Source organism: Thermococcus sp. (genome assembly GCF_027063845.1).
Taxonomy (GTDB): Archaea; Methanobacteriota_B; Thermococci; order Thermococcales; family Thermococcaceae; genus Thermococcus.
Window position 1 is genome coordinate 1 of record NZ_JAMOQU010000033.1, and the last position, 22,113, is coordinate 22,113.

Genomic DNA, 22,113 nt, shown 5'->3' on the forward strand with positions numbered 1-22,113 from the left:
TCGACATCGCTTTGAAGAACATCGCCCTCGGTGCGAGCATAAAGTGCTACCGCAACAAGACCACCTACGCCCAGGCCCTCGCCGAGGAAATCATTGCCGCCGCCAACAAGGACCCGAAGAGCTTCGCTTACAGCAAGAAGGAAGAAATCGAGAGGATTGCCCAGTCCTCCCGCTGAGGGCTGGAGGCTTCTTTTTACTCTTCTGCCTTTCTCGTCTCGTTGTTGGAGGTTTTGTGTGGGAAGGGGTTACTTAGGTTCGACTTCTCAAAGCCTTTAGGAGCGTGCCCGTGCTTCCCTAAACCAAACTCTTCCCCACCATGTTCCCCGGCCTCTCGACTCCAAAGAACTCCAGCACAGTCGGGGCAATGTCCATGAGGCTTGGCCCGTCAAGGTTCACCTTTTCGAAGCCCCAGAGAATAAGTGGAATCTTCATTACCGGCTCGTTCATCGAGCCGTGCATTCCCCTAACCCAGTGGCTTACCCCCTTTATTCCCTTGCACATTCTGTGGGAGCAGAACCAGTAACCGGGCTTTGCCGAGACAATCAGCTCTCCGCTGTTCGGGCTGTTGAGGTGCTCCAGCTCCTCACGGAAGAAGACCGCCCCAACGCCCGGCGCCCGTCTGAGAACTTCAAAGGCCTCCTCGGCCTCGTTTGGATTCCTCAGATAGACGTGAGCACCCCCACCCGATGAAACACGGAGCGTTTCAATTCCGTGCTTTCTGAGGTAGGTTTTCAGGTTCACCCACGTGTGAACTTCTTCCTGCCCATGATCGGCGAAGATTATGAATGCATACTCGTCTTTAAGGCGTTCCCAGAGGGTTCTGACAGCGGTGTCAACTGTCTCAACGGCCTTTAGAGCCCCCTCGCTAAGCGGGCCGTAATCGTGACTCATCCCGTCAATCGAGGCGAAGTGGACGAGGAGCAAGTCTGGCTTGCATTCCTCGTAGAGATATAGAGCGGAATTAAGAACCCACACGTCTTTCCGCCAGTCGCGCCCGTGCCTTCTGTACATCTTGTCGCTCGCGAAGAAGGGAGGAAAAATCCTCACGTCGGTTCCGCTGAAGGGGGGCATCGTGTAGCCAGAAACGCTCGCCGTTTTAACTCCTCTTTGGCGAAGCAGGTCAACTATTGTCGGGGCCTTGATGACCTTGTGAGGGTTGAAAGCGACTTCGTAGTCGTAGAAGTTCACCTTCCTGTCGGTTAAGCGGTCGTAGTAGCCGTTCTCAACGACGCCGTGGTCTCTCGGCCACACCCCGGTCATCACACTCGTGTGGACTAAATCCGTCAGCGTTGGGAAGATGGAATCCACCACCGCGAAGCTTCCAGTCTCAGCTAACTCGCTCAGGAACGGCATATGCTTGAGGTTGTAAACGCCGTTTCCGTCGAGGCTTATGAGGGCGAGCTTCTTTCTCATTGTTCAAACCCCAGGAGAGAGCATATCTTCTTGCTTATTTCTTTTTTGAGAGTTGGTCCTATCTCTCCAAGTTCCCCGATGAGAATATCCTTCCTAACGGTGGCTATTTTTGTTAGCCTGATGAATGATGGGACTTTCAGGCCAGTCAACTGAAACTCCGGGTGTGACCTCTCAATCAGAACGTCCGTATAAGGGCTATACCTTTCAATCCGTGAGGAAATAAATGCTAATGTGACGTCATTTTTGTCTTCGAACAACACAAGGGCCGGGCGGAGTTTAGTTCCTCTTAGGCTTGTAAAAGGAAACGGCACTAGGACGATTTTTCCTTTCATCGATATCTCACCTTGAGGTCCTTCTCAGAGTATAAGTCGGGCTCGTCCTCAAGGAACTCCTTTAGGGATTCTTCTGAGAGCCTCATCAGGGCGTAGCTCTCTTCAACTTCAAGTAGCTCATTGAGGAGCCTCTCTATATGTTCAAGTTTCCTTTCAATCCTTATGAGTTCCCTAACAACGTCAACTCCCTCCACACAATCACCCCCTACCGGTGTCAGCCTGACGTGCACTCATCACCGCTCAGTGGGATGGAGTGGTCATCATTCACCGGGTTTTATTGGTCAATTCGGTATAAATTCCTTCCGAGCCATTCGTCGAGCGTCTTCTGCCTCGCGAGGCTTCCGAGAACGTAGCTCCTCTTGAGATACTCCTCGAAGGGGTGCTCAAGCCTTCTCCGTATTGCCTCAAGGGCCTCGCTGAGCGTCTCAAACCTTCCAACGAGATTGCCCATTGCCTTCTTCACGCCGAGGCGAATCTGCCAGACGCCGACCGGGGCGTAGTACTCGGGCGTAACCTCTCTAAAGACGACAGCCCGCGCCTGCCTCCTTCTCGCCCTGAGGGCCTCGAGGACACTTAAGCGGGCGGCGTGGTATGCACCGGCCGTTTCTTTGACGTACTCCTTCCTTCCGCGGAAGTCCTCGTAGTCATGAATCACACTCGGCTTCTCGCTTCCAAAGAGCGAGCCCTTGAGCCAGACCTCCAAAAGCTCGAAGGCGTAGCTCTCGGGCATGAGCAGAACGGCGTAGCGGTTGCCGAGAAAGCGGTAGAAGTAGACCTCGTAGTCGTTTATCTCAGGGTAGTGAAGAATTTCTCTCCTGAGGTTCCTGCCAATCGTGTCCTGAACCGCTGTGATGCTCCATCGCGTCGGGACAAGCTTCCTCTCAATTCCAAGAAGACCCGCAGAGAGGAGCCTTATGATGTAGTATTCGTCGAAGCCCCAGCTGTAGAGACGCATTATAGCTTGCTCGGCCTTCAGCTCGTCACTAACGACGTAGTCAGTTCTCCTTGGGATTTTCGGGTTCTCGGTCAGCTCGAAGTCGAGGAGCTCTGCTTTAGGTCCGATGGGTGGGGCGAACTCGCTCGGGAGAACCTTTAGGACGGGCTTCCTCTTGAGAATTACCTCGCTGTCCACGGGTTTTATTGACATCGCCAATTCCTGGACCTCGCTCAGAATCCTCCCGCTCTTTCTTACGTCCACATCGGCCTTTGTCTCGCCCATGACGAGGAGGGAGCGGTAGTAGAGAATATCGCGAATCGTTTTGTTCTCCCACTTGAGGGGACTGTCGAGATGGCTGGTGTTCCCTTCGATTGGGGGGACGAGCGGGCCGATTCTAACCTTTGGATACCCATACTCCCCAACGAATACGCTCGGCGGGGAGGAGCCGAAGAGGTGGCGCTTGTTGAGCTTCTGCTCCACAGTACGGGCTACTCTAAAGCGCTCGAGAATCGGGCAGGTTGGCCTTCCGCAGAGGAGTTTCCGGCCCTTACAGACTGCGCAGAGCTGGGAGTTGAAGAGCTCCACCATTGGAGGTAACTTGTCCCTATGATGTAAAAGCTTTGCCCTGCCAAAAAACTTAAAAACCCTCCCCAGCTCATATAACCTGGGTGCTGTGCCGCGGTAGCCTAGCCTGGTAGGGCGCCGGCCTGCTAAGCCGGTGGGCGGTGCCCACCGGGGTTCAAATCCCCGCCGCGGCGCCATTAACTTCTCTGGGTCAATGCCGGGATAGCCTAGAGGCGAGGCGAGGGACTGCAGATCCCTTCCACCCGGGTTCAAATCCCGGTCCCGGCTCCAACTCCTTAACGTTTTTGAGGTTTCTACTCATAAACATGGAAAAATTTATAAGCTTCGACCCTGACTTTTCTCTGATTCCTATTTCCTATCGTACGTGGGGTGGTATCTTGCGGTTTGTAATAAGGTTAACGCCCCAGAGTGAGCCGTTTAAAGTGCCCTTTAATCATCTTCACTACCTTCAGGGGTTGGTCTACCGGCGAATTCAGCGCACCAGCCCCGACCTTAGTCTTAAGCTCCACAATCCCAAGGTTCCCAAGTTCTTTACTTTCTCCCTGTTTATGGCTGAGAAGCGGGATTTTCTTGAGGACAAACCCTATTTTCACGGCTACCGCAGGGGTTATTTCTATTTTTCAACTGCCATCCCAGAAATCGCAGAGGCGTTTATCGGAGGGCTCCTCCAAGACCCAGAGGTTGAACTGTGGGGTGAAAACTTTACCGTCGAGGAAGTAAAAGCAATATCTGAACCGAACAAACTTGCTGGCAGAAAGATGATAACTCTGTCTCCTATTGCCGTGACTACCCTAAAGCCCCAGTTCGGCAGGCTCAAGCGCTACGACCTCAATCCAACCGAGCCGGAATTCTATGAGAACATTCGAGAGAACCTGATTGACAAGTACGCGACCCTCTATGGAAAGGTTCCGGAAGAGAAGGACGTTGAATTCAAAGTTCTCCTTGCCAAGCCCAAGCGCCTCCAGGTGAAACCCGGGGTGTACCAGAGGGCATGGCACCTCGTTTTCAGGGCAGGGGGCAGTGAAGAGCTCCTCCGCGTTGGCTACCTCGTTGGCTTTGGGGAGAAGAACTCGATTGGGTTCGGGATGGTGAAGGTTGATGGGCGAAACGAGCCGAAGAAAAAGCGCTGGAAGGGAGGTGTGAATAATCGAAAGGGAAACTTCACTCGCCCGATTCTTGAACAACCCCACTCAAACAAAATCTCCACATAGTGATGGGAAAACCAGAAAATCCAGAGCCCTCTTCACTTGGACTGGACACCCCTTTGTGGATGCCGGTCTCGTTGCACTGCTCCTCATAAACAGAAAGAACTCTCCGGAAGAACTCACTGAAGAAGACATCGAGAAGGCGATAAATTTCGCCTCGAAGCTCTACGCGCGCAAGGAGTGGAGCTCTGGCTACATTCACGCGATGATGCTTCCTAACAGCGGAATCCTCATGGCCAACCCAAGCATGGCGAAGAAGAGAACCCCTGAGGCTATAGCTCAAAACCTCAGAGGTCTCCTCAAGGAGTCTGAAGACCCCAACACGCCAATCTGCGAAATCTGCGGTAGGAGACACTCCCGCCCAAAGCCCGTCTACCGCTCCGACTTTCCCCTGGTCGGCACCGGTGGGGTTCCCAACTACTTCCCTTCCGCCAAGGACGGTCTCAACGTCTGCTCCCACTGTCTCTTCCTCGTCCAGTTCCTTCCGCTGGTCGCCTACAAGGTGGGGAGAAGGGTCCTCGTGATGCACACCTACCCCTACGAGCTGATGCTCGAACTTCACGGCGAGGCGTTAAACGACGTCAGGAAGAACTTCCTCGCCTCGAACGCGAGGGACTTCAAGAGGCCGGAGAACTTTCTGTTCCACCTCCTTGGAGAGCTGACGAGGAAGACGGAGCGCGACGACCTCTGGGTCAATGCATCAATAACGCTCTACTATTTCGTTGTCAATAACAAAAGCCCAGACATTACGATAATCCACGTTCCAACGCCTGTTCTTCGTTTCATCGCCCGTGCTAACAGTACAGACCCCAAAGGCTGGAAGAGGATTGTGGCTATGGGCTGGCGCAAACGGCCGGCCGAGGAGGAGTTTGAGAAATACGAGAGGAGCTACGCCAACGAGGTTTATGGCAGGCTCTTGGCCGAGGAGAGCATTTTGCCCTACTTCATCGACGTGAAAAACCGCCGTGCGAACGCGAAATGGTCGCTTTTGTCTTTCTACTGCTCGGAGGTGTTGGGTTTGGATAAGGAAGCTCTGGAGTTTATTAAAGACGTTGGCGACAGGATTGTCGAAACGCTGGAGAAGCTCCCCGACAACCAGCTTTCGAGGCGCGTCAGGGAGCTGGAGAAGGCGGAGAGGCTCTACCAGTTCGAGGCCTTCTTCGTGAACCTCGAAAAGCTCCGCCAGAGACTCGGGATAGAGAAGCCCCTGATGACCTTCGACGAGTTCGCGACGGTTCTCACCTCCTACGGCGAGGACCTTAACGTCTCGTGGAGGACCGTCAAGCACCTGCTCCTCTTCAGGATATATGAGAAGCTCCACGACCGCTTGATGAGGGCCTCTCAAGAGGTTGAGGAAGCTGGGGAAGAAGCTGAGGAAAACGAAGAAGTTGGAATCTTTGGAATGGGGGTGGAAGAATGAGGTTTGCGACCGGAATGGTGCTGATTGACGCGCCACACTCTGCCTTGAACATGCTCGGAATCGATGAGAGCCTCGCCGACAGGAACGTCACGAGGGTTAAGACCTTCAGAAGGGGAGGAAAGCGCTACCCCTACGTCTCGCCACAGGCCTGGCGCTACTGGTGGCGCTTTACACTCAAAGAGTACTTTAACTGGGAGCTCTCTCCGCTCTACCGCGAGCAGAAGCAGGTCTTCACCGCGGCGAATCCGCTCAAGTACCCGGACGACGACGTCTTCGGATACATGAGGGCCTTCAAGAAGGGTGGGGTTAACGTTACCGTCACAAGGGTCTCGCCCCTCAAAAACACGCCCCTGATTTCGATACTGCCGGATAGAAGCTCCGTGACGGTTGACGAGGGTTATGCCTCAAGGCACGAAGGAGACCCCGTTCCCTACAGCCAGGAGTTCTACTCGACGGTTTTCAAGGGGGCCTTTTCGCTCGATCTCGACTTCGTTGGGAGGTTCACAATAATCAGCAAGGCGGGCTTCAAGAACCTCCTCACGTGGGACGACGTTCCAAAGGACAAGAAGGGTAATCCAAAGAAGGGCACCGAGGAGGTTGTCAATGAAATCAAGGAGATGGAGCGCATAGCTGAAGAACTCGGCGTCAAGAGAAGCGACAAAGAGTGGGTTATGCCTCCTGAAATCCGGAAGAAACGCGCCACAGAGGCGATTAAGGCCCTCCGCCTCCTCACTGGAGGGGCCAAGCAGAGCCAGTACCACACAGACGTAACCCCAAAGTTCGTCCTGCTCCTCAACGTAGATGCCGGTGTAAACCCCTTCATAAGCGACCTCGTCTTCGAGGAGAGGGGCGAAATCCGCTTCGACGCCGAGGCCCTTGCGAAGAGGCTCAAAGACCTCAAAGAGGTAATCTCCAAGGGTACGAAGCTTTACATCGGCTACGACGAAGGTTTCGTTCGCTCTCTCGGCTGGGACGTCAATGAAATCGCCGAGAGGGTGAAGAAAGCGGACATCGAGGTCTTCACGGGAACCGTTGGGGAGGCAATAGAGGAGTTCGCCAAGGAAATTGAGGCCTACTACGGGTGAGCCCATGATACGGGTCAAACTGAGGGCGTGGACTGCTTCATTCCGCTATCCCACTTTTCAGTCGGGCCACCAGCCGACGCTACCGGTTCCACCGCCCTCAACGATTCAGGGAATACTCTCCGCGGCGAAAGGTGAGCCGGTCTATTTGACCGAGCTTCCCTACATTGGCTACGTCTTCAGAAGCGAGGGCAAGGGCCTCGACCTTGAAAAAATCTACGCCCTCGGAAAGGTCGAGACGGACATAATGAGGCGCGAGTTCCTCTACAATGCCGAGCTTTACCTCTACCTCCCAGATGAGTGGACAAAGCACTTCAGAAGGCCAAAGTATCAGCTTCTCCTCGGTCGTTCGAGCGACGTGGCGACGGTTGAGGAGATAAAAGAGGTCCACCTCGAGGAAAGGGAAGCCCCGGTCGGCGGAACCGTCCTTCCAGTGAGTCTCGGAGTTCCTGGCGTCGTTCACGCTCTCGTTGTCGAGTACGACTATTCGGTAACGCCAAGGAAAGCAAGGCTCGTCAGGCCCTTCGTCATCCTGCCGTTTCCAAGGGGCAAAGCGCCGAGGCTGAAGCTCCCCTACGACGAGGAACTCGGGGTCGGCGTTTACCTCCACAGGTGGCGGGAATGAAGGTCTGCTACGCCAAGTTCCTTCCGCACGATTTCCTTGAGTGCCATACCAACGACGCGATAAACGTGCTGAGGAGCATGAAAGGGGCGTTCAAGTGGCTTGAGGAGTTCTTCCCCCGCGTCTGGGAGCTTTCCTTTTACTCCGTTCTTTTCCACGACCTCGGCAAGTGTGCGAGTGGGTTCCAGAGAGACCCGAGAAAGTGGGGCTACCGCCATGAGGTACTCTCGACACCTTTCACGGCATTCCTTGACCTTCCTGAGGACGAGAGAAATCTCATTGCACTCGCAATCCTCACCCACCACAGGACCCTCGACGAAATTGAGGAAATTCTTCCGAGCAGGGAACACAGGGGAGAGTTCAGGGAGAAGGTTGAGGAACTCCTTCAGAACAGGGATTACATTGAGGAGATTTTCTTCGAGCGAATCCTTTACTGGGAGCTATACTTCTTTGGAAGGCGAAGGAAGATTTTTAACCCTCCAAAAGACTGGGCTGAGCGAATCAGGAACTACGACTTCGACTCCCTGCTAACTTGGTACGAGCGGAACTCCCAAAAGTACTGGAACGAGCTCATCTTCCTCCGCGGAATCCTTAACGCTTCCGACCACCTCGCCTCAGCTGGTGAGCTTGCCGTTCGCTTGCTTTCTGACATAAGAACTGCCGTCGAGGCAAGGGTCCCGCCCGAGTGCTGGAGACCTCTCCAGAGGCGGACGGGCGAAACTGAGGGCAACCTAATCCTCCGCGCACCTACGGGCTACGGCAAGACCGAGGCCTCCCTCCTCTGGGCCGACAGGAACGCTTTTCGCACCAAGAAGGGAATAGCAAGCAGAATCTTCTACGTCCTCCCCTACAAGGCTAGCATAAACGCCATGCACTCTCGCCTTCTGGCGCTCTTCCGTGAGCCCGAACTCGTTGGTGTTTTGCATAGTTCGTCAGGTTTCTACCTGTACTCCTCAGAGCTTGAATACAGGCGCCTCTCCTCCCTCTACCGGAAGATTTACACGCCCCTCAAGGTCACGACACCTTTCCAGCTCATGAAGCCCTTCTTCGGCGTCGGATTTCCGGAGATGGGCCTGACGGAGCTAACCGGCTCACTTTTCATCTTCGACGAAATTCACGCCTACGAACCGAACGTCCTCGGGATAATTCTCGCGATACTCGAACTGCTGAGGAAGAGAAAGACCAGAACCCTTGTGATGAGCGCAACCCTTCCCGAGTTCCTTGAGGAGCTCTTACGCGAAGCTCTCAATCCTAAACTGTTAACCGCTCCTCCGGAAGAGGCCGACCGCTTCACGAGGCACCGTGTTAACGTCATAGACGGCTCGATGGACGAGGTTGAGGACCTGCTCGCTGAAGTTCAGGCAGATGGTCCAGTTCTTGTTGCCTGCAACACCGTATCGAGGGCGATGGAGGTATACTCGCGCCTGCGCGATGGGTACGACGCGATGCTCCTCCACAGCCGGTTCACCTATGGGGACAGGGAGGAGAAGGAGAGAAAGCTCCTTGCAAATCTGAACGACTACGACGTCGTCGTTGCCACGCAGGTGGTCGAGGTCTCGCTTGACATAAGCTTCTCGACGATAATCACCGAGCCTGCTCCCCTCGATGCGCTCATTCAGCGCTTCGGCAGGGTGAACAGGAGGGGATTTGGAGAACCGCAGGACGTTCATATCCTGACGAAAGGTGGGGAGGGAGACAAAAGGGTGTACCCTATGGAAGTCGTGAGGGAGAGCCTCAAACTCCTTGAGGAATTCAACGGAAAGCCCCTCCTTGAATCCATGGTTCCCGAACTCGTTACCCGTGCTTATGAACCGCTGGCAGAGAAGCTCACGGAGGAAGTGTTGACGTACAGAGAGCAGGCCCTCGAACTGTTCAGGAGCTTAAAGCCCCTGAAGAGCGGTGAAAGTGAGCAGAAGTTCTACGAGATGTTCCACGGTCTCGAAGCTGTTCCTGGAGTTTATCAGGACAGGGTTTTGGAGCTGATTAACCGCGGGAGGTCAATCGAGGTTCATCGCTACCTCGTGCCCGTTCCAATGTGGCTGTACCTGAGTGAAAGCGACGCCTTCCACCGACTCTCCGACAGAGGGCCTGGAAAGTACGTACTGGTTGCGGAACTCGAGTACAGCCCGGAGCTGGGCCTCCAGCAGGAACCGCGGGAAGGAGGGGACATAATGTGAGCTCCGAGGAATATCCCCTAACCGACCTCCTCATCACCGGCACGGAGATAAACTACCTCTTTATCTGCCCGACAAAGCTCTGGTACTTTGCGAAGGGAATCACGATGGAGCAGGAGAGCGAGTGGGTTGACCTCGGCAGGTTCCTTCACGAGCAACGCTACGCCAGCGAGGAGAAGGAAGTCCTCGTCGGGAGCATAAAGATTGACTTCATTCGGCGGGGTGATACCATAGAGGTCCACGAGGTCAAGCTAAGCAGGAGCATGGAGAAGGCCCACGAAATGCAGGCGCTTTACTACCTCTATTACCTCAAAAAGCTCGGCATAAAGGCAAAGGCCGTCCTCCACTACCCGAAGCTCAACGAGACGAAAGAGGTAACCCTGGACGGCAGGGAGGATGAAATCGAGAAGGCGATAAAAGAGGTTGAGCGGATTAAATCCCTCCCAGCCCCTCCAAAGCCGGTCAAATCAAAGAAGTGCCTCAAATGCGCCTACTACGAACTCTGCTGGGTTTGAGGTGGTCGCATGAGGAAGCGCTCCCTGACCCTGCTTTCAGACGGGACTCTTTTCAGATGGGAGAACACCCTCTACTTTGAGAACGAGCGGGGCAAAAAGCCCCTCGCGGTCGAAGGCATCTACGACCTCTATATCTATGGCCACGTGACGATAACCTCTCAGGCCCTCCATTATCTGGCCCAGAAGGGTATAGCGGTTCACTTCTTCAACCACTACGGCCACTACGACGGCAGTTTTTACCCGAGGGAGAGCCTTAATTCGGGAGATTTGGTCATCAGGCAGGCAGAGCACTACCTTGACGGGGAAAAGCGCCTTATGCTAGCGAGGCTCTTCGTCAGGGGGAGCGCGCTCAACATGGAGCGTAACTTAAAGCGCTGGAAAGTTAATGATGGCTTCTCTGAGGAGCTGAGGGGACTCCTAGAGGAACTTGAGGGGGCGCGGAAGATAACCGAGGTCATGAATGTCGAGGCAAGGATTAGAGAGGCCTATTACTCAAGGTGGGACGACCATCTTCCTGAAGGCTTCAAGATAGTTAAGCGCACTCGCAGACCGCCGGAGAATGAAATGAACGCGCTAATAAGCTTCCTCAACTCAAGGCTCTACGCAACCATTGTGAGCGAGCTCTACAACACCCAGCTTGTTCCTACCGTCAGCTACCTTCACGAGCCCGGGGAAAGGAGATTCTCCCTTGCCCTCGACCTGAGCGAGATTTTCAAGCCGATTGTAGCGGACAGGCTCGCGACGAGGCTCGTAACCAAGAGAATGCTCTCAAAGGGGCACTTCAGAGAGGAGCTCAAAGGTGTCCTCCTGACGAAGGAGGGAATGAAGAAGGTCCTTTCCGAGTACGAGAAGGAGCTCACGAAGAGCGTTAAACATCCAGAGCTGAAGAGAAACGTCACGAAGAAACGGTTAATTCGTCTTGAGGCCTACAAGCTCATCAAGCATCTCGTTGGGGTGAAGGAGTACGAACCGCTGGTGGCTTGGTTTTAAATAATATCCTCCATCGGGTTCTTCTCCGTTCCGAGGACGTCACGGAGAGGCTCTGAGCGGAGGCGGTAAACTACCACCGAATCCTCGCTTTCGTCTATTATTTCCCTCAGGCCGGCCTTGATGCGCTCATATTCCGCCCTCGTGACCTCGCCCTCGAAGACGCTGTTCTGAACCCAGTGAAGGTGCTGGCGGAGAAACTTCTTCACGTGATTAACGCGCTTCACGTTAACGTCGTAGACCACGATAATGTACATAGGACCACCATCAAAGTTTGAGGTCGAGGAATTTTAACTTTTCCGATGCATCACACTCAGAACGCTCCGATTTTGGATAAGGGCCACCATAGTGGAGAAAGCGCAAAAATCTCCCCAAATAATCATCAGGAAATCGATTTTCATGCGCTAAAAAACTGGAACATATTGTTATATTTTTGTTGCAGTCTATTCCGAATTTCCTTCCAAGTACTGAGATAAAGGCGTGCCTGGTCCAGATTTTCCCAATCTCTGTTTAAATCTGACCGTTTTTCATAAAAGGAGATATTATATCAGCTTCCAAGAAATCGCTGGTGCCAACCCCTCTGCATTTGACAATACTTATTCCGGGATTGATACAAATCGGGTAAAAGACGGCATCGCCTCCCTTGTAAGTGGGTTTATTCCCTCAACCACGACTAACAAAACCTTCGAAATTAGCACCACTCCCCGGAAAGGCTTAAATATCGAGAGGTCTTCTCTCTTTGTTGGGCGAAAGAATGAATTTCGTGCCCTGTTGCAATAAGACTCTAGGAGAATTGAAAGCATGAGCGGAACTCCTGAGAGCTTATCGGCTACTGCAGTTGCAATAAGACTCTAGGAGAATTGAAAGCGTCGATGTCTTCTGGTGGTTCGTCGATGAGGCTGTGTTGCAATAAGACTCTAGGAGAATTGAAAGTCGTTTACCTCATTCCTTTCGCCCTGCTGATGCCACCGGTTGCAATAAGACTCTAGGAGAATTGAAAGCTGAGGAATTGGTGGTATTTGAACCTAAGGTCGAGTTGTTGCAATAAGACTCTAGGAGAATTGAAAGAAAGCTCCTATCCCCGAGGGAGCTCCCAGCCTTAAAGGTTGCAATAAGACTCTAGGAGAATTGAAAGAAGCTGGGCCATGAGCCTCTTCTTAGTATCCTCACCGTTGCAATAAGACTCTAGGAGAATTGAAAGGGAGGCTGGGGCTGTGGGCTTCATCTCTCAGCCGCAACGTTGCAATAAGACTCTAGGAGAATTGAAAGACAAGGCCGACGAGACTAAAGAAATGCTGAAAGAGAGTTGCAATAAGACTCTAGGAGAATTGAAAGGAGTTCATGTCTGACTATAAGTACGACGAGTTCAAGGTTGCAATAAGACTCTAGGAGAATTGAAAGATGATTCCGACGAGGCCGGTCTGCTGAGCGAGGTTCTTGTTGCAATAAGACTCTAGGAGAATTGAAAGGAGCGGGTTCGAGAAGGTTACTCGCGGAATGCCACCGTTGCAATAAGACTCTAGGAGAATTGAAAGGGAGCAACGTTACCATAGCCTCCGGAGAGGCTACCAGTTGCAATAAGACTCTAGGAGAATTGAAAGGGTCGAAGGTGTAGGAGAACGTCTGAGAGTCTCCGCTCGTTGCAATAAGACTCTAGGAGAATTGAAAGAATGTACTCAGCTGGAGAAGAATAACCTTCTTCCAGCGTTGCAATAAGACTCTAGGAGAATTGAAAGTTTGGGATGTGCGTTTCTGTTCATTTTCGGGGGCAATGTTGCAATAAGACTCTAGGAGAATTGAAAGCGTAAAAAACCCCGAGAGTCTCTCCGTCCCTCTCAAGTTGCAATAAGACTCTAGGAGAATTGAAAGAGATGCTCGAGGGGAGGTGACGGGGCGTGAATGTCTCTGGTTGCAATAAGACTCTAGGAGAATTGAAAGAAATGCTGGAGTGTTGTATATGATGAACTGTTTTCTCGGTTGCAATAAGACTCTAGGAGAATTGAAAGAGGGCGATGGAAGCTATTATTAGGCTTACGGAGGCTCGTTGCAATAAGACTCTAGGAGAATTGAAAGCATTTTGCTCAGGTTCGCCGCGAAGAGGAGGCTCACGGTTGCAATAAGACTCTAGGAGAATTGAAAGCCATACGTCCCTCCCCACCCAGAGGGCGCCCCAGTCGGTTGCAATAAGACTCTAGGAGAATTGAAAGAAAGGTAATAGCGCAACAAGTATTACCAAGCTGGGTGTTGCAATAAGACTCTAGGAGAATTGAAAGGTTGTGGGAAATTATAACCGGGTTATAAAGCGGGCGAGTTGCAATAAGACTCTAGGAGAATTGAAAGCGATTTAGAAGGAATGCTGAAAGACTTCTTCAACAAGTTGCAATAAGACTCGAAGAGAATTGAAAGTAAAAATATGCTGGTATGAGAAAAATCGGGCTCTTGCGTTGCAATAAGACTCGAGGAGAATTGAAAGGACGCTGTAACCTATAAGGTCTATGCCTTTGCAGTGTGTTGCAATAAGACTTGAAGAGAATCAAAAGCTCCATGCCCTTTGAGCTAAGTTCTAAAATTTGGGCAGAGAAAAAGGGCAAAAGCCCTTAGAGAAGCATCCTCGCGTCAACGGCAACGGCGCCGTCCTCGTAGGCAAAAATCGGGTTGATGTCGAGCTCCTTAATCTCTGGAAGCTCAAGGGCGAGCTCGCCGACCTTGACGATGATGTCAGCCAAAGCCTCAATGTCCACCGGCTTCTCACCGCGCGCTCCGGCGAGAATCGGGTAGGCCTTGATTTCCTTAATCATCTCAAGGGCTTCCTCCTTGGTAATCGGGGCGACGCGGAAGGAAACGTCCTTGAGAATCTCGACGAAGATTCCACCGAGACCGAACATGATGGCCGGGCCAAACTGCGGGTCGCGTATCATACCCACTATAACTTCCTTGCCGAGCGGGAGCATCTTGTAGATTATGACGCCCCAGAGGTCGGCGTCGGGCTTGTACTTCCTGGCGTTCTCCATGATGGTTCTGAAGGCCTCTCTTGCCTCTTCGTCGTTCTTGATGTTGACCTTAACACCACCGGCGTCGCTCTTGTGGATAATCTGCGGAGAAACGATTTTCATAACGACGGGGTAGCCGATTTCACGGGCGAACTTTACAGCCTCTTCCTCGTTGGTCGCGACCTTGAAGTCCGGAACCGGGACGCCGTAAAGGCGGAGTATCTCCTTCGCCTCGGGCTCAACAAGGGGCCTGTTCTCGGCCTTGGCCTTCTCGATTATCTTCCTTGCCTCTTCGACACGGCTCATCTCAATCACCTCGTAAGCCTGACGTTTATCACTCAGAGGGGAAGGTTAAAAGGGTTTCCATTTGCAAAGTTTTGGTTCAAGCCACGTTGAAGCTGTGGGAGGCTATAAATAGGGCAAAAGACAAGGTTAATTTGGTGAGCAATATGAGGAAAAGGCTCTTTCCATTGGTCATTTCGCTCGTTTTTATTGTTCTCGTTGCCCTCTCCTCCCAGGGGGAGAAGGCCTCCACGAGCGACGTTACGGTTGCACTCTACAGCTCGGCGAGCATTGGGGTCGTCGAGCGAACCCTTGAGGTGGAGCTGAAGGCTGGGATAAACGAGGTTCCGCTGAAGGAGCTTTCCGGTCTGAATCTGGCAGAGGTCAGCGTCAGACCCCTCGACGACGCCGTCTCGGTCATGGGACTCTTCGGTAGCGGTGAGAGCAGGGTCGGAAGCGATGTTGAGGTCGGCCTGAAGAACGGGAAGGTCATAGCAGGGAAATACCTCGGAACCCGGGATGGAAAAATAGCGGTCGAGGGAGAAGGTTACTACCTGATAAACCCGAACGAGGTCGCCTACTTCAAAACGAAGGACCTCGGAGGGTCAAGCGTTTACGCCGTCCTCAGGTCGGAGAAGGCCGGGAAGTTCAGGGTGAGCGTCATCTACCGCGTTTCAGGAATAAGCTGGGAGAGCAGGTACAGGCTGTACATCGGCGACCAGGCCGAGCTCAAAGGTTACGTCGTTATAAAGAACCCTACAGACAGGGAGTTCAGCGATGCCAAAGTTCTCCTCGTCGCTGGAGACGTCAGCTTCTACTCCACCTACCCACAACCGAGGACCCTCTACGCCAAGGCCGGGGAAACGAGCGAGGTAACGGTTGGCTCCCCCGAAAAGGTCGAGGCCTTCTATCTCTACCGCCTCGGCGTTGCGGACATCAAAGCGGGGAGCACGATGGTCTACCCCTACGTCGAGCTGAGGGCTCCTTTTGAGAGGGAGTACCTTTACGAGAGCTGGGCCTACAGCGGTGAGAGACCAGTCTACGAGTCAATTTCCTTCAAGACGGACAAAGTTCTTCCAGCTGGGGTCGTGGAGATTTTCAGGGAAACCCAAGACGGGGAGCTCTTCATAGGCGAGTCGAGAATCGGGCACACACCGAAGGGCGATACCGTTAGAATAGGCATCGGCAGGGACTACGAGCTCAGAGGCACCACGACAGTCCTCGAGCAGAGCAACGATGGAAAACAATACAAAATCAGGATAACCCTTCAGAACTTTGGGAATGAGACGAAAACCGTTATCGTCCGGCACCACAAGTGGGGTAGGGTGACCTACGCCAGCCTTCAGCCCCTCGACGAGACGGCCGACTACGTCGAGTTCTCGGTGACCCTGAAGCCCGGAGAAAAGAGGGAGATAACCTTCGAGTACGGGAGTTAGCTCTTCCGCAGGGTTATCTCAAAGCTCTTATCCCCTTTTGTTACGTCCATGACGAGGCTCTTGTCGTAGTCTATGAACTTCGTGCCCACGATGTTGTAGCCCTCCTTTCTTAGGAAGTCGGCCATTTTAAGTCCCAAATCGTCGAAGAACTCGGCCGCCATCGTCGCGAAGCTCGGCTCCTTTATCCCAAGCTCGTCATGATACCTCCTCGCCAGCTCAAAAACGTCGCTCATGATGACCACCTATGATAGTATTCCTTGGCATTAAAAACCCTTTCGCCGAAAGGCTTAAATTCATCCGGGCTAACCCCAGAGAGTGGTAAAGATGACAAAGGTTCTCTGGGTCGTCAAGGCCGGCGGTAGGCTCTACTCCAAGGTCTTAGGGGAGTATCCGTACTACGTCGAGGTTGACCTTTCCACCGGTGAAAACCTCTGCACCTGCCCGCTCGGCGGAAACTGCCCCCACGTCTCCGCGGTTGTTGAGACCTACGAAAAGGGCCTGTACTTCGACGCTGGAACCGATAGCCTCCTGAATCCCGAATCGCTCGCGTGGGCCTACCTCTCAGAGGTCCCCCGGCTGGCGCTTGAGGTAACCCTTGCGGAGCTCTTTAACTCCCTCAGAAGAGACGAGAGCGGGAGCGAAACGGCAATGCTCTTCCTGCGCGCGTTGAGACTTCTCCGCGAGACGAAAGCCGAGGAGTACCTCCACCCGCTCGGCGAGGCCCTCGATGAGCTGTCGGCTGTTTTCCACGATTATCCCCTCGTGAGCAGGCTGGCGGAAGCCTATGAGGAAGTCAAAAACGCCCTCCAAAAGGAACCCTTATAAGGGCTTACCAGCCGAAACACCAACTTAGAGGGTGGGAATATGAAGGCGATTTATAGAGGGGCCTGCCCAAACTGCTCGGGTAGAATCTCCGACGAAAGGCTCGTGATGAAGAACCCCTGTGATGAGTGTCTCGATAATCCCGTCACCGCTGAGGACTACTTTGAGCTCGTGAAGGCCGTGAGAGAGGCGCTGGAGGAGAGGAATAAGCTCAAGGCCTGGGAGGAAATCTACTCCCTCGAAAAGGGGCTCAGGGACGTTGAGAAGTTCTTCAAGAGGGCCACTGGCTTCACCTTCTGGAGCGCCCAGAGAACCTGGGTTAAGAGGCTCCTCAAGGGCAGGAGTTTCTCAATCATAGCTCCAACGGGAATGGGCAAGAGCACCTTTGGAGCGTTCATGTCCGTCTACTACGCCACGAAGGGCAAGAAGAGCTACATAGTCGTCCCCACGACGCCCCTGGTAATCCAGACCATAAGAAAGGTTCAGGCGATAATCGAGAGAACGGGGCTGGACGTTAAGCTCGCCTACTACCACGGCAACCTTAGGAAGAAGGAAAAGGAGGAGATGCTCGCCAAAATTGAGGGCGGGGACTACGACATACTCATAACGAGCGCCCAGTGGTTAGCGAGGAACTTCGACGAGAAGCTGAAGGGGAGGCACTTCGACTTCATCTTCGTTGACGATGTCGATGCCTTCCTCAAGGCGAGCAAGAACATAGACCGCTCGCTTTTGCTCCTCGGCTTCACCGAAGAAATCATCGGCAAGGCGTGGGAAATCATCAGGCTCAAGAAGCAGATGGCGAGATACCTCAACGGAAACAGCGAGGACAAAAACGACAGGCTTAAGGAGCTCAACGAGGCGATAGAGAAGCTCCAGCGCGAGATTGAGGAGTTCAAGAGGAAGAACGACATCGGAATCATGATTATCGCATCGGCGACTGGCTCGGCGAGGGGCGACAGGATAAAGCTCTACCGCGAACTGCTCGGCTTTGAAGTTGGCTCGGGAAGGAGCGCGCTGAGGAACGTCGTGGACAGCTACATGAAGCCGAGCAGGGACGTCAAGGAGCACGTGGAGGAGCTCCTCAGGAAACTCGGCAAGGGTGGCCTGATATTCGTCCCCATCGACCAGGGGCTGAGCTACGCCGAGGAGCTCGTGAACTACCTCCGCGAGAAAGGCTTCGCCGTTGAGCTCGCGAGCTCGAAGAACAAGAAGGCCGTTGAGAGGTTTGAGAACGGTGAAGCTGATTACCTCGTCGGCGTCGCCACCTACTACGGCTCGATAGTCAGGGGCCTGGATTTGCCCCACCTCATCCGCTACGCGGTCTTCACGGGTGTTCCCAAGTTCCGCTTTAGCATAGACCTTGAGAGGCCCACCATATACCGCGCCCTCGGTCTGCTGGGCGAGGTCATGGACTTCCTTGACGATGAGGACAGGAAAACTGCAGAGAAGCTCCACGCGAGGCTCAGGAGGCTGATTAGAAACATCCCGCAGTTCGAGCTCCTCAAGATTGAGGAGGCCTTGGCGGAGGGCCTTCCCATCGAGAACGACTTCCACAAGACGGTTCTCAACGTATTCCGCGAGCTCGTCGAGTTCCTGCGCAAGGTCCTGAAGAAGGAGGACGTCCTCAAGAGGCTTGCGGAAGACCCCTTCGTCAGCCTCGTGAAGGAAGAGGGCAAGTGGTTCATCGAGATTCCTGACGTTAGAACGTACATCCAGGCGACCGGGAGGACGAGCAGGCTCTTCGCGGGTGGAATAACGAAGGGACTCAGCGTCCTAATAGTGGACAACGAGAAGGTCTTCAACGGCCTCGTCAGGCAGATGCGCTGGCGCTTCACGGAGTTCAAGATGGTGCCCTTTGAGGAGCTCGACCTTGAGGAACTCCTGAGGGAGATAGATGAGGACAGGGAGAAAGTCCGCCTCGTGATGGAGGGCAAGATAAGCTCGAAGGTCAAGGACCTCGTCAAATCGGCCCTCATGATTGTGGAGAGCCCCAACAAGGCCAGGACGATAGCCAACTTCTTTGGCAGGCCGAGCAAGAGGCGCATCGGTGATTTGGTCGCCTACGAGGTGAGCATAGGCAACAGACAGCTGACGATTCTCGCGAGCGGAGGGCACATGTTCGACCTCGTCACCGACGAGGGCTACCACGGCGTCCTAATCGAGCGCGAGGAGGACATGCTCCGGTTTATTCCGGTCTACGACACCATAAAGCGGTGCCGTGACTGTGGCTATCAGTTCGTTGACTGGGAGAAGAAAGGAGTCTGCCCGCGCTGTGGCTCCACTAACGTCCGCGACGCCCTTGAGAACGTCATCGCGATGCGCGAGATTGCTCAGGAGGTCGACGAGATACTCATCGCGACCGACCCTGATACTGAGGGTGAGAAGATAGCCTGGGACATAAGGAACATTCTGAGCCCCTACACGCCGAACATCAAGAGAACCGAGTTCCACGAGGTCACGAGGCCGGCCATACTGAAGGCCATCGAAGAGGCGAGAGACGTGAACGAGAACCGCGTCGAGGCCCAGATTGTCAGGCGCATAGAGGACAGGTGGATAGGCTTCGAGCTGAGCGGTGAGCTCCAGAGGGTCTTCGAGAATAGGAACCTCTCCGCTGGCAGGGTTCAGACGCCCGTTCTCGGCTGGATTATCGAGAGGTATAAGGAGTTCAGCGAGAGCGAGGTCTACTTCCTCGGCTTAACGCTTGAGAACGGCCTTCAGGTAACGGTCGAGCTCGGAAAGGACGGCAAGGACGTCGAGCCACCCGAGTACGTTACGGTGGAGGAGGTCCAGCTTGAGGAGAGGGAGCTCAACCCCGCTCCCCCGTACACGACCGACGCGATGCTCCGCGACGCTTCCACCTTCCTCAAGCTTTCCGCGCCTGAGACGATGCGCTTGGCGCAGGACCTCTTCGAGGCGGGTCTATGTGTTACTCCCGATACTGTGGTCACCCTGGCCGATGGGAGGCTTGTGAAGATTGAAGATGCAGTGAGAAAGGGAGAAGGAAACCTCCTTGCCGTGAACGGTCTGAAAGCCAAGACCGCAAAGGCCACAAAGTTCTGGGAGATTGACTGGAATGGGCCTCTAAAGGTCGTGAAGCTCCAGAACGGTCACGAGATAAAGGCGACTCCAGACCATGGTCTCTTGGTGCTCCGTGATGGAAAGCTCGGCTGGGTTTCTACAAAGAACATCAAGCCTGGGGACTACGTGGCCTTCGCTTACAACACGGGACACAGGGGGACGAGAGAGTATACCCTCCTTGAGATGCTCGTTGAACTTGGAATAACCGATGTGATGGTTGAGCTTGAGAGGGAGTACTTTGACTCGAAAATTGCACCCCTCGTCCGGGAGAGAATCGAGACCAGCACGAAGTACAAGTACCTCCGCAATCATGTTGTCCCGCTGGCGAAACTCGTGGAGTGGGGGGTGGACGACTACGAGCCCCACGTCGTCTCAATTTACCGCCAGAGAGCGGGAAGTAAGAGGATTCCCAACTTCAAGCTTGATGAGAACTTCTGGTACGTTTTCGGCTTGGTCTTGGGAGACGGAACGCTTAAGGACAGCAAAGTCTTAATATCACAAACTCCCCTCAAGCAGGTCAAGGAAATCCTTGAGAGAACGTTTCCGTTCCTCCACGTGTTCGAGACTACCAACCAGGTTGGCTTCTCAAATTCTATCCTTGCGGAGCTCTTCAGGCGCCTCGGTGCCCGCTCTGGCGAACTCAATCCCATAATCTTCACGATACCTGAAAAGATGCTCAACGCAATGATTGCGGGCTACTTTGACACAGACGGAACATTCTCATTGCTCCACGATAAGAAAGGAACCAATTTCAGGGCTGTCCTTAGCTCAAAGCGCTTGGATGTTCTCCAGAGACTCAGCGTGTACCTCTATCAGGTGGGGATTCTCAACTACATCAAAGTGGACAAGAGAACGAGGGTAGGAGAGCTTATAGTTAGCAATCGCAGTCTGGGAGTTTTCAGGGACAAAATTTATCCCTACCTTAGGATTCGGAAAAAACAGTTTGACGAAGCTTATTCAGAGTACAGGGGAACGAGAAAACCCCATGAATCTGACCTGATACCAGTTGGTGCTTTAATCAAAGAGCTTGTCTTCCCAGATGGCGTCAAAGCAAGAATCCTTCGGGAGGAGGGCATAGACGTTTGGAACTGGCTCAAAAAACCAGGAAGCGTGCCGAGGGATAAGCTCGCCAAGGTTTTAAAATATGCTGAGAAAAGTGAGGTTAAAAACTACCTTCTCTCGCTTGTTGAGGCCAACGTGACATGGGTCAAAGTCACCGATGTCGATGAAGAGCACTACACTGGTAAACTCTACGACTTCACGACTACAACAGAAAACTTCATCGCAAACGGTGCGGTTTCTCACAACTGTACCTACCACAGAACTGACTCAACCCATGTCAGCAGTACTGGTATAGAAATCGCCAGGGAGTACATAACGAGCGAGCTCGGCGAGGAGTACTTCAAGCCGAGGCCCTGGGGTGAAGAGGGCACACATGAGGCTATAAGGCCAACGAGACCCATCGACACGGGCAGGTTGATGCAGCTCATCCGCGACGGCGTAATCCAGCTTCCGAGGAACCTCACGCGCAACCACTACAGGCTCTACGACATGATATTCAGGCGCTTCATGACGAGCCAGATGGTTCCAGCGAAGGTTCTCTACGAAAGGGCCGTTATAAACGCGGGTGTCGGGAAGGTCGAGCTCGAGGGCTACGTCGAAATCCTCAAGGACGGCTGGACAAGGCTTCGCTCACCGCCGATGAGGCAGCTGCCGAAGCTTGAGCAGGGAGCAAAGCTCAAGGTCGTCGAGTCCAAGAAGTGGAAGGCGCCGAAGGTTTCACTCTACACGCAGGGCGACATAATAGCCCTGATGAAGGAGCGCGGTATCGGAAGGCCTTCAACGTACGCGAAAATCGTTGAGACTCTCATACGGCGTGGCTACGTTGTCGAGACGAGGGGCAGGAAGAAGCTCGTTCCGACTGAGAAGGGCATAAAGGTGTACCACTACCTCGTCAGCAAGTACCGCGAGCTGGTGAGCGAGGAGCGCACGAGGGAGCTTGAAAAGCTCATGGACCTAATTGAGGAAGGAAAGGCTGATTACATGAAGGTGCTGAACGACCTTTACGCTGAGATTAGGCGCTACGTTTACGGGGAGGGGTAAACGGGGATGTTTATCCCTCCGTACTTTAGGTAACTATTTTCCCCATATTCTCCTCATTGTATAAAGAGGTAGTGAAACTTTGGTTTACGGTTGTTGTTTTATTTGAGGGTAAAACCAAAAACCTTAAAAT

17 protein-coding genes, 2 tRNA genes, 1 pseudogene and 1 CRISPR repeat array are annotated in these 22,113 nt (G+C 53.4%); of the genes and pseudogenes, 13 read left to right on the forward strand and 7 right to left on the reverse strand.

Going from position 1 to position 22,113, the window contains the following annotated elements:
• Positions 1–176: pseudogene (locus tag MVO87_RS02745) on the forward strand (30S ribosomal protein S7); the annotation flags it as partial.
• A gap of 118 nt (positions 177–294) precedes the next feature.
• On the opposite strand, the gene MVO87_RS02750 reads toward MVO87_RS02745, so the two are convergent.
• The 4 genes from MVO87_RS02750 to MVO87_RS02765 form a co-directional block, all read right to left on the reverse strand.
• Positions 295–1,413, reverse strand: a complete 1,119-nt coding sequence (locus MVO87_RS02750; RefSeq protein WP_297512386.1) for an alkaline phosphatase family protein — start codon at positions 1,411–1,413, stop codon at positions 295–297.
• A complete protein-coding gene (locus tag MVO87_RS02755; protein WP_297512389.1) occupies positions 1,410–1,745 on the reverse strand; it encodes a type II toxin-antitoxin system PemK/MazF family toxin in 336 nt (111 codons plus the stop codon). Before MVO87_RS02755 ends, MVO87_RS02750 begins: the two co-directional genes overlap by 4 nt.
• Positions 1,742–1,939, reverse strand: coding sequence for a hypothetical protein (locus tag MVO87_RS02760; protein WP_297512392.1), 198 nt, complete (start codon positions 1,937–1,939; stop codon positions 1,742–1,744). The genes MVO87_RS02755 and MVO87_RS02760 overlap by 4 nt, the downstream gene beginning before the upstream one ends.
• Positions 1,940–2,019: 80 nt before the next feature.
• On the reverse strand, positions 2,020–3,270 hold the full coding sequence (locus MVO87_RS02765) for an Nre family DNA repair protein (RefSeq protein WP_297512395.1): 1,251 nt from the start codon (positions 3,268–3,270) through the stop codon (positions 2,020–2,022).
• An 87-nt stretch (positions 3,271–3,357) separates the two neighbouring features.
• Here MVO87_RS02765 and MVO87_RS02770 point away from each other — a divergent pair.
• The 9 genes from MVO87_RS02770 (at position 3,358) to cas1b (ending at position 11,275) form a co-directional block, all read left to right on the forward strand.
• A tRNA-Ser gene (locus tag MVO87_RS02770) sits at positions 3,358–3,443 on the forward strand.
• A 19-nt stretch (positions 3,444–3,462) separates the two neighbouring features.
• Positions 3,463–3,537: transfer RNA gene (locus MVO87_RS02775), tRNA-Cys, on the forward strand.
• Between the two features lie 107 nt (positions 3,538–3,644).
• Positions 3,645–4,478, forward strand: a complete 834-nt coding sequence (gene cas6, locus MVO87_RS02780; RefSeq protein ID WP_297512398.1) for a CRISPR-associated endoribonuclease Cas6 — start codon at positions 3,645–3,647, stop codon at positions 4,476–4,478.
• A gap of 55 nt (positions 4,479–4,533) precedes the next feature.
• Positions 4,534–5,892: a type I-B CRISPR-associated protein Cas8b1/Cst1 gene (gene cas8a1 / locus MVO87_RS02785; protein WP_297512401.1), complete on the forward strand. Its 1,359-nt coding sequence runs from the start codon at positions 4,534–4,536 to the stop codon at positions 5,890–5,892.
• The gene (gene cas7i / locus MVO87_RS02790) at positions 5,889–6,977 is read left to right on the forward strand and encodes a type I-B CRISPR-associated protein Cas7/Cst2/DevR (RefSeq protein WP_297512404.1); all 1,089 of its coding nucleotides are present in this window, start codon (positions 5,889–5,891) and stop codon (positions 6,975–6,977) included. The genes cas8a1 and cas7i overlap by 4 nt, the downstream gene beginning before the upstream one ends.
• 4 nt (positions 6,978–6,981) lie before the next feature.
• Positions 6,982–7,599, forward strand: a complete 618-nt coding sequence (cas5b, locus tag MVO87_RS02795; RefSeq protein WP_297512407.1) for a type I-B CRISPR-associated protein Cas5b — start codon at positions 6,982–6,984, stop codon at positions 7,597–7,599.
• A complete protein-coding gene (gene cas3, locus MVO87_RS02800) occupies positions 7,596–9,773 on the forward strand; it encodes a CRISPR-associated helicase Cas3' (protein ID WP_297552094.1) in 2,178 nt (725 codons plus the stop codon). Before cas5b ends, cas3 begins: the two co-directional genes overlap by 4 nt.
• Positions 9,770–10,285: a CRISPR-associated protein Cas4 gene (gene cas4, locus MVO87_RS02805; protein ID WP_297512413.1), complete on the forward strand. Its 516-nt coding sequence runs from the start codon at positions 9,770–9,772 to the stop codon at positions 10,283–10,285. The genes cas3 and cas4 overlap by 4 nt, the downstream gene beginning before the upstream one ends.
• A 9-nt stretch (positions 10,286–10,294) precedes the next feature.
• Positions 10,295–11,275: a type I-B CRISPR-associated endonuclease Cas1b gene (gene cas1b, locus MVO87_RS02810; RefSeq protein WP_297512415.1), complete on the forward strand. Its 981-nt coding sequence runs from the start codon at positions 10,295–10,297 to the stop codon at positions 11,273–11,275.
• Here cas1b and cas2 read toward each other — a convergent pair.
• Complete coding sequence (gene cas2 / locus MVO87_RS02815) at positions 11,272–11,529, reverse strand: CRISPR-associated endonuclease Cas2 (protein ID WP_297512418.1); 258 nt, start codon at positions 11,527–11,529, stop codon at positions 11,272–11,274. The genes cas1b and cas2 overlap by 4 nt on opposite strands.
• A 513-nt stretch (positions 11,530–12,042) precedes the next feature.
• A CRISPR array of direct repeats spans positions 12,043–13,812; the repeat unit is 30 nt; unit sequence GTTGCAATAAGACTCTAGGAGAATTGAAAG.
• A gap of 57 nt (positions 13,813–13,869) precedes the next feature.
• A complete protein-coding gene (locus tag MVO87_RS02820) occupies positions 13,870–14,568 on the reverse strand; it encodes an acetate--CoA ligase family protein (RefSeq protein WP_297516666.1) in 699 nt (232 codons plus the stop codon).
• A 143-nt stretch (positions 14,569–14,711) separates the two neighbouring features.
• Here MVO87_RS02820 and MVO87_RS02825 point away from each other — a divergent pair, with 143 nt between their 5' ends.
• Positions 14,712–15,980, forward strand: a complete 1,269-nt coding sequence (locus MVO87_RS02825; protein ID WP_297516668.1) for a DUF4139 domain-containing protein — start codon at positions 14,712–14,714, stop codon at positions 15,978–15,980.
• Here MVO87_RS02825 and MVO87_RS02830 read toward each other — a convergent pair.
• Positions 15,977–16,213: a hypothetical protein gene (locus MVO87_RS02830; RefSeq protein WP_297516669.1), complete on the reverse strand. Its 237-nt coding sequence runs from the start codon at positions 16,211–16,213 to the stop codon at positions 15,977–15,979. The two genes, MVO87_RS02825 and MVO87_RS02830, sit on opposite strands and share 4 nt — an antisense overlap.
• A gap of 91 nt (positions 16,214–16,304) precedes the next feature.
• Between MVO87_RS02830 and MVO87_RS02835 the strand changes: the two genes are divergently transcribed.
• Positions 16,305–16,805, forward strand: coding sequence for an SWIM zinc finger family protein (locus tag MVO87_RS02835; protein ID WP_297516670.1), 501 nt, complete (start codon positions 16,305–16,307; stop codon positions 16,803–16,805).
• Between the two features lie 39 nt (positions 16,806–16,844).
• Positions 16,845–21,983, forward strand: a complete 5,139-nt coding sequence (gene rgy, locus MVO87_RS02840; RefSeq protein ID WP_297552097.1) for a reverse gyrase — start codon at positions 16,845–16,847, stop codon at positions 21,981–21,983.
• The last annotated feature ends 130 nt before the right edge of the window (positions 21,984–22,113 follow it).

Excerpts from the sequence above, each read along its gene's own strand:
- MVO87_RS02830 (WP_297516669.1), bottom strand. The coding sequence starts at position 16,213 with ATGAGCGACGTTTTTGAGCTGGCGAGGAGGTATCATGACGAGCTTGGG.
- MVO87_RS02820 (WP_297516666.1), bottom strand. The coding sequence starts at position 14,568 with ATGAGCCGTGTCGAAGAGGCAAGGAAGATAATCGAGAAGGCCAAGGCC.
- cas3 (WP_297552094.1), top strand. The coding sequence starts at position 7,596 with ATGAAGGTCTGCTACGCCAAGTTCCTTCCGCACGATTTCCTTGAGTGC.
- MVO87_RS02835 (WP_297516670.1), top strand. The coding sequence starts at position 16,305 with ATGACAAAGGTTCTCTGGGTCGTCAAGGCCGGCGGTAGGCTCTACTCC.
- cas1b (WP_297512415.1), top strand. The coding sequence starts at position 10,295 with ATGAGGAAGCGCTCCCTGACCCTGCTTTCAGACGGGACTCTTTTCAGA.
- cas5b (WP_297512407.1), top strand. The coding sequence starts at position 6,982 with ATGATACGGGTCAAACTGAGGGCGTGGACTGCTTCATTCCGCTATCCC.
- MVO87_RS02750 (WP_297512386.1), bottom strand. The coding sequence starts at position 1,413 with ATGAGAAAGAAGCTCGCCCTCATAAGCCTCGACGGAAACGGCGTTTAC.
- MVO87_RS02825 (WP_297516668.1), top strand. The coding sequence starts at position 14,712 with ATGAGGAAAAGGCTCTTTCCATTGGTCATTTCGCTCGTTTTTATTGTT.
- MVO87_RS02765 (WP_297512395.1), bottom strand. The coding sequence starts at position 3,270 with ATGGTGGAGCTCTTCAACTCCCAGCTCTGCGCAGTCTGTAAGGGCCGG.
- MVO87_RS02755 (WP_297512389.1), bottom strand. The coding sequence starts at position 1,745 with ATGAAAGGAAAAATCGTCCTAGTGCCGTTTCCTTTTACAAGCCTAAGA.
- cas7i (WP_297512404.1), top strand. The coding sequence starts at position 5,889 with ATGAGGTTTGCGACCGGAATGGTGCTGATTGACGCGCCACACTCTGCC.
- rgy (WP_297552097.1), top strand. The coding sequence starts at position 16,845 with ATGAAGGCGATTTATAGAGGGGCCTGCCCAAACTGCTCGGGTAGAATC.
- cas2 (WP_297512418.1), bottom strand. The coding sequence starts at position 11,529 with ATGTACATTATCGTGGTCTACGACGTTAACGTGAAGCGCGTTAATCAC.